Raw genomic sequence first — 12,274 nt, 5'->3', positions numbered from 1 at the left:
TACTACTTTGTGGCAGATTAGCCCCCACAAAGAGATTGCTGCCAAGCATTTGGGAATATCAGAGGAGGAATTTTGAAAGTTGGGATCATCCAAATGCCGATGGCTTGGAGCCTAGAAGAAAATGTCGCCGAAATATCAAGGCTGTGCGCTCGCTTCAATCGCCTAGATCTGCTTATTTTCCCTGAGCTTGCTACTACAGGTTTCCATCGAGAAGTGCTCAATCATTCTAATGAACAGACCACTCGGCGAGCTATTGATTTTCTTGCCAGCTCGGCATACCAAGCAAGGGTAAATATCATGGTCGGGACACCTACTTATTCCGATGATGCGATATACAACAGCTACCTTTTGCTTGGCCGTTGTGGAACTTTGTTGTCTCAGTGGCACAAAGTCGGCTTAACACAGAGCGAAAGACGTGCATTCTCAGAGGGGTCAGGTCGAAATAATTACTCTCTAAACGGCTTAGACATTGGAGTGGTGATTTGCAGAGAAATTGATGACCTCGACTGGTTTCTTACTGAAATCTCTCCCAACATGCCAGATATCATCGTGTGGCCGGGGTACATGGAAGCAGCCCCTCGATCGCTCTCCGGCAGCAAGCGCGATCAAGCCACCGATGCAAAAGCACCCAAGGCGATATCGGAGGCAACAAATGCAATACTCATCCAATGCAATTGGCCACATGCATTGAATTTTACCGAGGGTAAACCTTTGGGTGGTAGTCAGATAATCAAACCTGGTTACGAGCCTCTTTACCTACCAGCCAACAAGGCTTGTGTTGGTATATATGACACGCTAGAGCACGATTTGGAAGTGATAGATATTTGATTGGTAGCGCCAGCCAATGAAAGCGCCGCGGAAACTAAACCTTGAAGTTGTAACTCGTCTCACCTTCGTTTGGCGTGATGGTTTTTTCGACTTGTTTTAAGAGTTGCTGCTGGCCTTGGGTGTAAGCGGAGAACTTGGCCATTTTAGCTTCCTGCTCCGCTACGCGGTCTATCAAACCGCGGTAATCACCACGCTGTGGCAAATCTTCCTGTGCTTTATCCGCCTGCATTTTCTCTTCGCGCTCTTTTCGGAGCATTTCCGCGCGTTCTGCGGGAGTCAACGACTGATCAGTTTTCACGCCTTCATTACGCGCGCCATACTGTGCCTCATCTTTCTCACGCTGACGCGCACTGAGGTACATGTTGTTCGAGTAACTGGCGTTGATCAGATTTGGCATTGCCCTTTCCTGTCAGCAATTCATTTTACACATCGGGATCTTAAACTTAGTACAGGCTGATAGGGTACGGCATATATTTTCCTTTCTCATATACCTAAACAACCTGAAGATACCGTATTCAGGTTGTTTAGATATATCCAGATAAAAAAGCGAGCGTTATTCAATAACGCTCGCTTCTAAATCTAACGATTTGATATATCAGTTATTGCTTGAAAGTACGCTTACGCGTTTTTTCCAGCTTCTCAAGAATTTTGTCGATTCGGTCTGGGTGAACCATATATTGCTGGAAGCCCTTCATCCCTTCTTTCGCCATTGCCGGGTCAGTATCACGGTCGTAGAACTGCGCTGTGCCTGCAGCTTCGCCCAACATCACTACACCTGCATTCAGAAACTCATCGTCCTTAGGTGTCGCTTTGTTGTTAGTTGGGATTTGTAGCAGCGCTTCGTTGATCATGGTTTGGATTTCAGGCTGCGCGACAAACGCAAGGAACCTTCGCGCATCTTCTTTGTTCTTCGCTTTGGAAGGAATGTGTAGCGTATCCATTGGCGCATCTTCCGCCTTTGGCACGTTGGCATTAATCACTGGGAACTGGAAGAAGCCCATGTTTGAACGCACTTCATCGGTAAAGTTTGCCGCGAGGAAGTTACCCATCAGATACATCGCTGCTTCACCGTTATACAGGAAGGGCTGTGCTTCCTGCCAAGAGTAAGATGCATGGTTGTCGAGGTAATAACCCGGCTCAACAAGATCATTCCATTTTTCGAATACGGCTTTCACGCGTGGGTCAGTGTAAGGCACTTTGCCATCCATCAGATCGATGTGGAAATCGAGACCATTAACGCGCATGTTCAGATAATCGAACCAACCCGCTGCCGTCCAAAGATACTTAGTACCGATCGTAAATGGTGTCACGCCATTGTCTTTGAGGGTTTTAGAGGCAGCAACCAAATCCTCCCAGGTTTTAGGCACCGCAATGCCGTATTTATCGAACAGGTCTTTGCGGTAGTAGATACCCCATTGGTAATAGGTATAAGGCACCCCGTATTGCTTGCCGTTGACGCTCATCGCTGGCATAGCGCTGGCAAAATCTTTGTCCATGCCATTGGCTTGCCACATGTCGCTCACGTCTTCAAACAAACCACGGTCGACGAAGGTTTTCATTCGGTTACCCGCATACCAGAACACCACGTCCGGTGGAGAAGTCACCAGCCAGTTACGAATCGTGGTCTTGTAAGCTTCGTGGTCATACAGGTTGTATTTCACCGTGATATCCGGGTTCGCCTGTTCGAACTTTTCAATCACCTCGGCCCAAGCTTTCTTTGGCGCTGGGTCTGAGGCATCAGAGTTAATCACCAGCGTCCCTGCGGTTACTGAACCACTGAGCGCCAGCATCAGAGCGCTGATCATGCCCATGCTTTTCTTAGCAAGCGTTCTCATATCCTTCATCCTTACTTTCGTTAAACCGGGATCAGCCTTTGGTTGCGCCCAAGGTTAATCCAGCAATAAAGTGGCGTTGCATCGTAAAAAACAGTGCCACAGGCGGAAGTGCAGCGATTACCGCGCCTGCGGACATGTACTGCCAGGATGCAAGCCATTGTCCTTGCAATGCGTTCAGGCCTGCAGTCACAGGACGAACTTCATCGCTTTGAACCAGCACCAGAGCCCAGAAAAAGTCGTTCCAAATAAAGGTAAAGACCAAAACAGACAATGCTGCCAGTGCGGGCCTCACCAAAGGGAGAACCACATACCAGAAAATGCGCCACTCACTGACCCCTTCCACACGCGCTGCCTCAATCAGAGCATCGGGAATGCCAATCATAAAGTTACGCATAAATAAGGTGCAGAAACCGGCTTGGAAGGCGACATGGAAGAAAATCAGCGCCCAGTGGGTGTCATATAGACCGAAGCTGATGGTGAGGTCGCGAACCGGGATCATCAAAATCTGAAACGGAACAAAATTACCGCCGATAAACAGAGCAAATAGCCAGATATTGGCGCGGAACTTATATTTGGCCAGTGCATAACCTGCGAGGGTCGAGAGCAATACCGCCCCCGCCACCGCAGGAATACAAATCAGTAAGCTGTTCAGCAGGTAGCGTCCCATAGGGGTTGCAGTGAACACCTGTGTGTAGTTTTCGACCAGTTGTAGTTCATCCGGCATACCCCAGTAATTACCCGCGTTAATGTCAGCGATGGAGCGCACAGAGGTCATCAACACCGCAGCGAGCGGAATCAGCCAAAGACACACGGCAATGTAGAGCGAGATGCGATACGTGACGTTGACGAATTTGCTGCGCTGTTCAATCGGTCTTGGAAACATATCAACGCTCTCCTTTCAGCATTCGCCACAGGAACCAGGCGATATAGATATCCATAATCAGGAAGAGCACCACGGCGACCGCCGCACCATAACCCATGCGGTAATTGAAAATAGACTCTTCATACATCAAGTACGCCAATACCGTTGAGCTGCCCCAAGGACCACCTGCAGTCATGGTTGCCACTAAATCAAATGACCTCAGCGCACCAATCACCGTCACAACCACCGCGATGAAAGTGGCGGGTTTGAGCTGCGGTACCACCACATACCACATCATTCGCCAGCCTTTTGCGCCATCAAGACGCGCCGCCTCCAGCTGCTCGGGGTCGAGGTTGTTGAGACCCGTCAGGTAGAGAATCATGCAGTACGCCACCTGAGGCCAAAGCCCGGCCGCGATGATGCCGTACGTCACCAGATCTTCATCAGCCAGAATCGAGATAGGATCAAACCCCAACGCGACGATAAATTGCGTTAGCAGACCAAATGACGGGTCATAGAACCAGGCAAAGACCAAGCCCACCACCACTTGCGAAATCACGAAGGGGAAGAAAAACAGCGCCTTAATAAGACGGATACCTGCCACTTGTTGATTGAGAAAGAGGGCAATCAGAAGGCCAATCGGAGGCGCAAGCATGAAAAGGATCATCCAGAGGAAGTTGTTCACCAATGAGGTGTAAAACGCATCTGAATCGAAAAGCTCAGTGTAGTTTTCCCAACCAACCCAGGTTTTTTCTCCCAGACCGTCCCAATCAAAGAAGCTGAGCCAGATACTTTGACCAATGGGATAAAGCACATATATCGCGAAAACAACAATGGCGGGGGCAAGGAAGAACCAAGGTGCCATTGCCAACTGACTTCGCTGAACAGCGAAAGGCTTGGATGCTGATGAGGAATGCACAGTCATATTACGTCCTGTTTTTCTAACGTTGATGAACCAACAACGCGCAATATCCGACGCATTTTTTTGTTACTAAAATGTAACCAACGCGAGTTCATTCTTTAAAACTAGTTCACAAAATCGACAATGTAAACGTTTCCATTCGTCGAAAAACCGCCTATTTTTAGAAAAGGGTGACCAAAACGACGAAATTCGATTCACCGAAAAGAAACTGATTGCATAGGGACCGCGGTATGGCCGACATCACACTGAGAAAAGTTATTAAGCGCTTCGGTAAAATCGAAACGATTCACGGTATCGACCTAGATATCAGCGGGGGAGAGTTCGTGGTGTTTGTAGGCCCTTCCGGTTGCGGCAAATCTACGTTGCTGCGCCTGATTGCCGGTCTTGAAACCATTTCAGATGGCACCATCTCCATCGACGGCGCAGAGGTGAACAACGTTGACCCGGCAGACCGCGGTGTCGCCATGGTGTTCCAATCTTATGCGCTTTACCCGCACATGACGGTCCGGGAAAACATGGGTTTTGGCCTGAAAATGAACGGCGTCGACAAAGCGGAAATCGACAAGCACGTCGACCGCGCTGCCAAAACCCTGCAACTTGAAGCCCTGCTGGACAGAAAACCCAAAGCATTGTCTGGTGGCCAACGCCAGCGTGTGGCGATTGGTCGCGCTATTGTGCGGGATCCAAAAGTCTTCCTGTTCGATGAACCCCTCTCCAATCTGGATGCTGAGCTTCGCGTTGAAATGCGTCTGCAGATTGCCAAGCTTCATCAGGAACTGGGCAACACCATGATTTACGTGACCCACGATCAGGTCGAAGCCATGACACTTGCCGACAAAATCGTGGTGCTGCGAGCCGGAAATGTGGAGCAAGTTGGCTCTCCTTTGGCGCTATATCACAATCCCGCTAATCTGTTCGTGGCAGGTTTCATCGGTTCACCGAAAATGAATTTTGTCCCCGGCCGCATTTCTGCCATCAACGGTAATGAAGTCGCTGTCGCTATGCCTGACGGCCAAATTCTTACTGTCAGCGTTGCCCGTAAGGTCAACGATGGCGAGGCAGTGACCGTCGGTATCCGACCTGAACATATTCAGATCGGCGAAGGCCCGGGCTTTAATTTCCAATTTCACAGTGAAGTGGTGGAGCGCCTTGGTAACAGTACCTACCTGTTCGGCCAATATTGCGGTGAAGACGGATTCAAGGTTCATATTCCCGGCGACAATGCCGTGAAAGCCTTCCAGACTGTCTCCCTGCACTGTTCTCTGGACGACATTCACCTGTTCGACAGCAACGAGCAGGCAATAACCCACCGTCCGGAAGGCGAGGAAGACCCCGCACCACTCACTGCCAACGCGCAGGAGTAATGATAATGCCGCTTTCAGGCAATTTGATAGGAGATCTTCTTCATGGCAACCATTAAGGACGTCGCGCGTCAGGCAGGCGTGTCAGTTGCCACGGTCTCCCGTGTGATCAACGGCTCGCCGCTCACCAAATCCGATACCGCCGATTTGGTAAAACGCACCATGCGCGAGCTGGGCTACCGTCCGAATGCCGCAGCACGCACCTTGGTCAGCAAGCGAAGCCGGGCGATTGGTGTCGTTGTGGCGGACGTGTCTGACCCCTTCTTTGGCTCCTTGGTCAAACACGTTGATACCATTGCCCACCGGCAAGGTCATCACCTCTTGATTGGCAACGGCTATCACGAAGCGGCAAGGGAAAAGCAGGCAATTGAATCATTGATCCAGAATCAGGTCGCCTCACTTATTGTGCACAGTAAAGCGTTGGATGACGACACACTCCGCGCCTTTTCAGAAGAACACGGTGCCATCGTGTTTATCAACCGTCTGATCCCAGGGCTAGAAGGCCGGTGCATCTTCCTTGATAACTACCGCGGTGCATTTCTGGCAACCGAACATCTGATTGAACAAGGCCACCGCTATGTGGCGTACATCGGTTCCAGCCACCCCATCGAAGATACGGTGCAACGCCAGCAAGGTTATGAAGATGCGTTGAATACCTATCGCGTCACCGATAAGACCCATCCGGTGATGATGGCATTCGATACCCCTGACGAAACAGGTGGTGAGCGGGCTATGGCAAAGCTTATGGCAGATAACCCGAACCTTAGCGCAGTATTTTGTTACAACGACATCATGGCAGCAGGGGCAATGACCGCGCTGACTGACCGTGACTTTCGCGTGCCGGAAGATGTCTCGGTTGTCGGCTTTGATGACAGCCTTATCGCACGCTATCTCCACCCAAAACTCACATCGGTTCGCTATCCTATTGAGGAAATGGCAGCGCTTGCCGCAGAGCAAGCCATCGCGGTATCAAGCCAACAACCTATGCGTGATGAAAAAGGCAATTACACACCCACACTGATTAAAAGAAACTCTGTCGCTAAGCCAAACGAATAGAGTCAGGAATACGGAAATTGTTGGGCGTTAAGCGCCAGATGAGAGGGAATGGATTCATGGCGAGAAAGCCCACGCAGACAAACAATGCTGCTTCTGAGCGTTATGTGCATCTGCAATCAGCGCAAGCCAGCATTATCTTAATGATACAACCTGCTCCGGCTATCGTTTACTGGGGCAAAAAGATAGATGCAGAAGTGCCACTCAGCGGTGCCCTCTTCAATATTCCAGTAGGACAAGCCAGACTCGACGTATCCATACCGCTGGCTCTAATCCCCGAGCAAGGTCGAGGCGATTTCGGCAGCCCTGGCATTGAGGGACATCGAAACGGGAAAGACTGGGCAGCGGTCTTTGAAGTGATCTCCGTTACTGCAACCCTTAGCTGCGCCACCATTACTATGAGTGACCCCCGTGCCGGACTTGAAGTTTGTTCAATGCTCTCGCTTGATGAAGACACAGATGTCCTGACCCTCAGCCATAAACTGACCAACACTGGCACAACAGAATATGCGCTTCAGAGACTTGCACTCACACTTCCGGTGAATGATGATTTTCTTGACTTAATCAGCTTACATGGGCGCTGGTCCCATGAGTTCCACCAGCAACGCCTTTCATTCAAGCACGGCGGATACGTGCAGGAAAACCGTCGTGGACGCACATCCCACGAGTACTTTCCTGGCTTGATTGCCTTACAAAAAGACACTAACGAGCTGCGCGGCGATCTGATAGGAATGCATTTGGGCTGGAGCGGCAACCATCGCGTTCAAGCTCACGTGAAAAGCGATGGCCGGCGTTATTTGCAGGCTGAAGCGCTGCTCGCATCTGGAGAAATTTCTATCGCGCCGGGCGAAAGCTTCTCAACGCCCGAACTTTATGCCGTGTTCAGTGCGGAAGGGCTGAATGGCATGATGCAGCGTTTCCACCAGTTTGTGCGTTATCAGATTTTAAACTTTCCGCAGTCCAAGTTGCGCCCGGTGCATTTCAACACTTGGGAAGGCATCTATTTCGACCATGAGCCGCAACGCATTATGGAAATGGCCACCGCAGTGGCAAGACTCGGTGTCGAACGCTTTATTCTGGATGATGGCTGGTTTACTGACAGGGATGATGACACCTGTGCCTTGGGTGACTGGCAGGTCGACAAACGGAAATACCCAGAAGGCTTAAAGCCTGTGATTGACCACATCAACCAGCTTGGCATGGAGTTTGGCCTTTGGGTCGAGCCGGAAATGGTGAGCAAAAACTCGGCGCTTTACCGCGCGCACCCAGAATGGATGCTTGGCATGGATGAACTGGGCTACCAGCAGCCTGCCGGTAGAAACCAGTTTTTGCTCGACCTGCAAAACCCCCAAGCTTTCGATTACCTGCTGTCGTCGCTCAACAGCCTGATGACAGAATATAACATTGGTTATCTTAAGTGGGACATGAACCGCGAGTTGGTGCAATCTGCTCACCAAGGTAAAGCCGCTTACCACGGGCAAACACTGGCGCTTTATCGGTTGATAGACGCACTGCGCGAAAAGCACCCCCACGTGGAGATAGAATCTTGCGCGTCGGGAGGTGGGCGCGTGGATTATGAAGTGCTTAAACGCACCCACAGATTCTGGACGTCCGACTGCAACGACGCTCTCGAGAGACAAACCATTCAGCGTGGCATGCAACTGTTTTTCCCGCCGGAAGTCATGGGCAGTCATATTGGCCCCAGACTCAGCCACACCACAAGGCGCTGCCATGACATGTCACTGCGCGGCATTACTGCGCTTTTCGGACACATGGGCGCAGAACTCGACCCGCAAGGGTTGGAAGACAGCGAGTTGCGGGCATTTTCCAAATACATTGCACTGCACAAGCAGTATCGTCCGCTTCTTCATAGCGGCAAATCCTTCATTCTGCCTTCGGTAGATCCCGGTACTCATATCTATGGTGTGATGGATGAAAGCGTCGTGTTGCTTGCCGTCATTCAATTAACTATGCCTCAACATGCACTAGGCCAACGGCTGAAGATGCCGACTCTTAGCGGGGATAAAAGCTACCGTGTTGAGGTAGTTGATGCACCTGCCGCTTTCAGTAAGACCATGAAGCATCTCCCTGTCTGGATTGAAAAAACTCAGGTCGTTAACGGCGACCAGCTCAGTCAAATTGGACTAAGCTTGCCAGTAATGGATCCAGAAAGTGCCATGCTGTTGTCCTTTACCGTTGAATCGTAAACGTTCCATGGCCCGCCTTGAATGAACGAGTTTGAGAACCACAACATGACCCGATTTGCAGAGTTGATCCGCCGTCGTCAGTGGGAAAATCCCTCTGTTACTCAGTTAAACCGCCTTCCTGCGCATTGCCCTATGGCGTCGTATCCCAGCGTCGAAGCAGCGCTGGATGATCAGTACAACGCCATTCCTGTTTCACGACGCCGTATTTCACTGAATGGTGACTGGCAGTTTTCACTTTATGAGGCACCGGAATCTGTGCCTTCTGAAACCACAAACCGAGAGTTCGACGACGCAACCTGGCGCACGATCCCTGTACCTTCAAACTGGCAGCTTGAAGACACTGATGACATTCCCATTTATACCAATGTGCAGTACCCCTTTGACGTGGAACCACCTAAGGTACCGCAAAAAAATCCGACTGCGGTATACCGTACCAAATTCCAGTTACCTGAAGGCTGGCTCAACGAACAAACCCTGATCTGTTTTGACGGTGTCTGCTCCGCCTTTTACCTATTCTGCAATGGGCATTTTGTGGGATACAGTCAAGATAGCCGCCTACCTGCTGAGTTCGACCTCAGCCCTTTCGTCACACTAGGGGAAAACCAAATTACCGCTGTCGTGCTGCGTTGGAGTGATGGTAGCTACCTTGAAGATCAGGACATGTGGTGGCTAAGCGGCATCTTCCGTGATGTGACACTACGTAAAAAGCCCCAAGATCAAATTTCAGATTTCAGTGTACAAACGGTGCTCGACCCCACCCACCATGTCGGCACTTTGAATATCACCACCAAGCTTCAGGGCAGGTGCAACAAAGTCGCTATTCAGCTGTTTGACGAAGGCACAGATCTCAGTGGACCAGTGATAGCTGAATGCGGTCAGCGTGTGATTGATGAGCGCGGTGCTTGGGGCGATCGTTGTGAACATTCACTCATCGTTTCCTGCCCAAGACTTTGGAGCGACGAAGATCCGCATCTCTACCGTTTGGTCATTATGCTGTTGGACGAGAATGACGAGCCCATTGATATCGAGGCCTGCAACGTGGGTTTCCGGCAAGTTGGTATCAGCGATGGTGTATTGAAAGTCAACGACCTCCCTACACTTATTCGTGGCGTGAACCGTCACGAGTTTCACCCAGAAAGAGGTTATGTTCAAACCGTTGAAGACATTGAAAAAGATCTCAAGCTCATCAAGCAATTCAACTTCAATGCAGTACGCACATCGCATTACCCTAACCACCCTGCGTTTTACAATCTGTGCGACAAACTTGGGCTCTATGTGGTTGATGAAGCTAATATCGAAACCCATGGTATGGAGCCCATGTGCCAGCTCTCCGACAATGCAGAATGGCTGAGCGCCTATACCGAACGTGTGACACGCATGGTGGAGCGTGATAAAAACCACCCTTGCATTATCATCTGGTCGTTGGGCAATGAGTCCGGCATTGGAAACAACCACCACGCCATGTACCAATGGGTCAAACAGCGCGATCCCAGCCGACCCGTGCAGTATGAAGGCGGTGGTGCGGACACCACAGCCACAGACATCATTTGCCCTATGTACGCGCGTGTCGAGCAGGATCAAACCGACCTTGGCCTACCAAAATGGGCGTTGTCCAAGTGGATTGGCCTACCCAACGAGAATCGCCCGCTGATCCTTTGTGAATATGCTCATGCCATGGGCAACAGTCTTGGTAGTTTTGATAAGTACTGGGAAGCTTTCCGCCGTTATCCCCGCCTTCAGGGCGGTTTTATTTGGGATTGGGTTGATCAGGGCATTTCCCGGAAAGATGATCAAGGTAGCCAATGGTGTTATGGCGGAGATTTTGGTGACACACCTAACGACCGACAGTTCTGCATCAATGGCCTAATGTTCCCAGACAGGACACCGCACCCAGCAGCTTTCGAAGCTAAATTCCACCAGCAGCGCTTCAGCTACAAACTGGAAGGCACGTACCCGCTGGTAGTGGCGATCAGCAATGAGTACCAGTTCCATGCCCCGGAAAACCTCACGCTCCGTTGGTCGATTCAGGGCAATGGTAAACAGGTCGCCAGTGGCGAAGCTGCGCTTCATCTTCTGGCTGGGAAAGACGCACAGATTGAGCTCGCCAAGTCCTTGCCGTATCCGAAACACAATCAGGAATACTTCCTGAATCTGGAAGTGGTTCTTTCGGCGGGTGAAGCGTGGGCTCCGGAAGGGGCCGTTATTGGCTGGGGGCAATTAGTGCTTCCGGTTTATCGCGCGCTGCAGTCCCCTGAGTTGGCTCCCGACAGACTGCCTGATGTGATTGATGAGCCGGATCACTGGACAGTAAAAGGCGATTATTTCGAGCTGGATTTCGACAAGCAAAGTGGCCATTTGGTGCGTTGGTTGATTGATGGAGAAGAACAGCTTCTCGATGCGCCAAAAGACAACTTCATCCGTCCGCCCATCGACAACGATATTGGAGCGAGCGAAGCCGATCGACCTGATCCTAATGCCTGGCTCGGAAAATGGCAGCAAGCCGGTTTGTTCGATTTGCGCCATGAGAATCTGTTTAACACCGTTGATGTACTTTCTGATACGGTACAAATCCGCTCCCACCATGGCTATTTCATAGGCGGCGCTATGGTTATCAGCACACTATGGCGCTATGAAGTTGATCTTTCAGGCACCATTGTCTTGACTGTTGATGTCAATGTTGCGCAGGATTTACCGTCACTTCCACGGGTTGGTTTAGAGTTGGCATTGCCGCTCACTGACTCTGTCGCTTGGTTTGGACGTGGACCGTTTGAGAACTACCCCGACCGTAAAGCGGGCGCCATGGTGAGTCGCTATTTATCAAGCATTGATGACATGCACACGCCATATATCTTCCCGTCTGAGAACGGACTTCGCTGTGACGTTCGCCAGTTGGATATCGACAACCTGCGCATTGAAGGAATGTTCCATTTCTCTGTAAGCCGCTACAGCCAAGAAAGCCTGACTGAAGCCAAGCATCAGGAAGAGTTGGTCAAAGACGATCACATCTATATGCGCATAGATGGCTATCATATGGGCATCGGCGGCGATGATTCCTGGAGTCCAAGTGTGCATCCAGAATTCCTGCTCGATGCAGCGCACTACCGTTATGCGCTGAAACTCTCGATGAAAAGGGACTGATAGCAAAGTCTGTAGCCCTAGGAATTTGCTACCATGGCCATCATATTAATACCCAAACCCTAGGGAAT

At 50.7% G+C, this 12,274-nt stretch carries 9 protein-coding genes; 5 read left to right on the top strand and 4 right to left on the bottom strand.

Annotation, left to right across the window (positions count from 1 at the left end; all coding sequences use genetic code 11):
* Positions 1 to 72: 72 nt before the first annotated feature.
* Positions 73 to 828, top strand: a complete 756-nt coding sequence (locus tag K6Q96_RS17290; RefSeq protein WP_251881321.1) for a carbon-nitrogen hydrolase family protein — start codon at positions 73 to 75, stop codon at positions 826 to 828.
* Between the two features lie 34 nt (positions 829 to 862).
* Here K6Q96_RS17290 and K6Q96_RS17285 read toward each other — a convergent pair whose 3' ends face one another.
* The 4 genes from K6Q96_RS17285 to K6Q96_RS17270 all read right to left on the bottom strand — a co-directional run bounded on the left by K6Q96_RS17285 (position 863) and on the right by K6Q96_RS17270 (position 4,390).
* Complete coding sequence (locus K6Q96_RS17285) at positions 863 to 1,225, bottom strand: hypothetical protein (protein WP_251881320.1); 363 nt, start codon at positions 1,223 to 1,225, stop codon at positions 863 to 865.
* Positions 1,226 to 1,427: 202 nt separating this feature from the next.
* Complete coding sequence (locus K6Q96_RS17280) at positions 1,428 to 2,639, bottom strand: ABC transporter substrate-binding protein (RefSeq protein WP_434802194.1); 1,212 nt, start codon at positions 2,637 to 2,639, stop codon at positions 1,428 to 1,430.
* Between the two features lie 55 nt (positions 2,640 to 2,694).
* Positions 2,695 to 3,546, bottom strand: a complete 852-nt coding sequence (locus tag K6Q96_RS17275; protein WP_251881315.1) for a carbohydrate ABC transporter permease — start codon at positions 3,544 to 3,546, stop codon at positions 2,695 to 2,697.
* A 1-nt stretch (position 3,547) separates the two neighbouring features.
* Positions 3,548 to 4,390: a carbohydrate ABC transporter permease gene (locus tag K6Q96_RS17270; protein WP_434802193.1), complete on the bottom strand. Its 843-nt coding sequence runs from the start codon at positions 4,388 to 4,390 to the stop codon at positions 3,548 to 3,550.
* Between the two features lie 287 nt (positions 4,391 to 4,677).
* Here K6Q96_RS17270 and K6Q96_RS17265 point away from each other — a divergent pair, with 287 nt between their 5' ends.
* Genes K6Q96_RS17265 through K6Q96_RS17250 form a run of 4 tightly spaced genes read left to right on the top strand, consistent with a single transcriptional unit; the run spans position 4,678 to position 12,206 of the window.
* Entirely contained in the window at positions 4,678 to 5,811 is a 1,134-nt protein-coding gene (locus K6Q96_RS17265; protein ID WP_251881311.1) for an ABC transporter ATP-binding protein, read from the top strand.
* Positions 5,812 to 5,853: 42 nt separating this feature from the next.
* Entirely contained in the window at positions 5,854 to 6,864 is a 1,011-nt protein-coding gene (locus tag K6Q96_RS17260) for a substrate-binding domain-containing protein (RefSeq protein ID WP_251881308.1), read from the top strand.
* A gap of 56 nt (positions 6,865 to 6,920) precedes the next feature.
* On the top strand, positions 6,921 to 9,068 hold the full coding sequence (locus tag K6Q96_RS17255; RefSeq protein WP_251881306.1) for an alpha-galactosidase: 2,148 nt from the start codon (positions 6,921 to 6,923) through the stop codon (positions 9,066 to 9,068).
* A gap of 45 nt (positions 9,069 to 9,113) precedes the next feature.
* Positions 9,114 to 12,206, top strand: a complete 3,093-nt coding sequence (locus tag K6Q96_RS17250; protein WP_251882394.1) for a beta-galactosidase — start codon at positions 9,114 to 9,116, stop codon at positions 12,204 to 12,206.
* Positions 12,207 to 12,274 lie beyond the last annotated feature (68 nt).

The organism is Grimontia kaedaensis, assembly GCF_023746615.1.
Lineage (GTDB): Bacteria > Pseudomonadota > Gammaproteobacteria > Enterobacterales > Vibrionaceae > Enterovibrio > Enterovibrio kaedaensis.
The sequence above is the reverse complement of the archived record's forward strand: the minus strand, read 5'-3'. Positions and strand labels throughout refer to the sequence as shown.

Bases quoted from the DNA above. Each gene is read 5' to 3' on its own strand.
- K6Q96_RS17265 (WP_251881311.1), top strand. From the start codon at position 4,678: ATGGCCGACATCACACTGAGAAAAGTTATTAAGCGCTTCGGTAAAATC.
- K6Q96_RS17275 (WP_251881315.1), bottom strand. From the start codon at position 3,546: ATGTTTCCAAGACCGATTGAACAGCGCAGCAAATTCGTCAACGTCACG.
- K6Q96_RS17270 (WP_434802193.1), bottom strand. From the start codon at position 4,390: ATGGCACCTTGGTTCTTCCTTGCCCCCGCCATTGTTGTTTTCGCGATA.
- K6Q96_RS17280 (WP_434802194.1), bottom strand. From the start codon at position 2,639: ATGGGCATGATCAGCGCTCTGATGCTGGCGCTCAGTGGTTCAGTAACC.
- K6Q96_RS17255 (WP_251881306.1), top strand. From the start codon at position 6,921: ATGGCGAGAAAGCCCACGCAGACAAACAATGCTGCTTCTGAGCGTTAT.
- K6Q96_RS17285 (WP_251881320.1), bottom strand. From the start codon at position 1,225: ATGCCAAATCTGATCAACGCCAGTTACTCGAACAACATGTACCTCAGT.
- K6Q96_RS17250 (WP_251882394.1), top strand. From the start codon at position 9,114: ATGACCCGATTTGCAGAGTTGATCCGCCGTCGTCAGTGGGAAAATCCC.
- K6Q96_RS17260 (WP_251881308.1), top strand. From the start codon at position 5,854: ATGGCAACCATTAAGGACGTCGCGCGTCAGGCAGGCGTGTCAGTTGCC.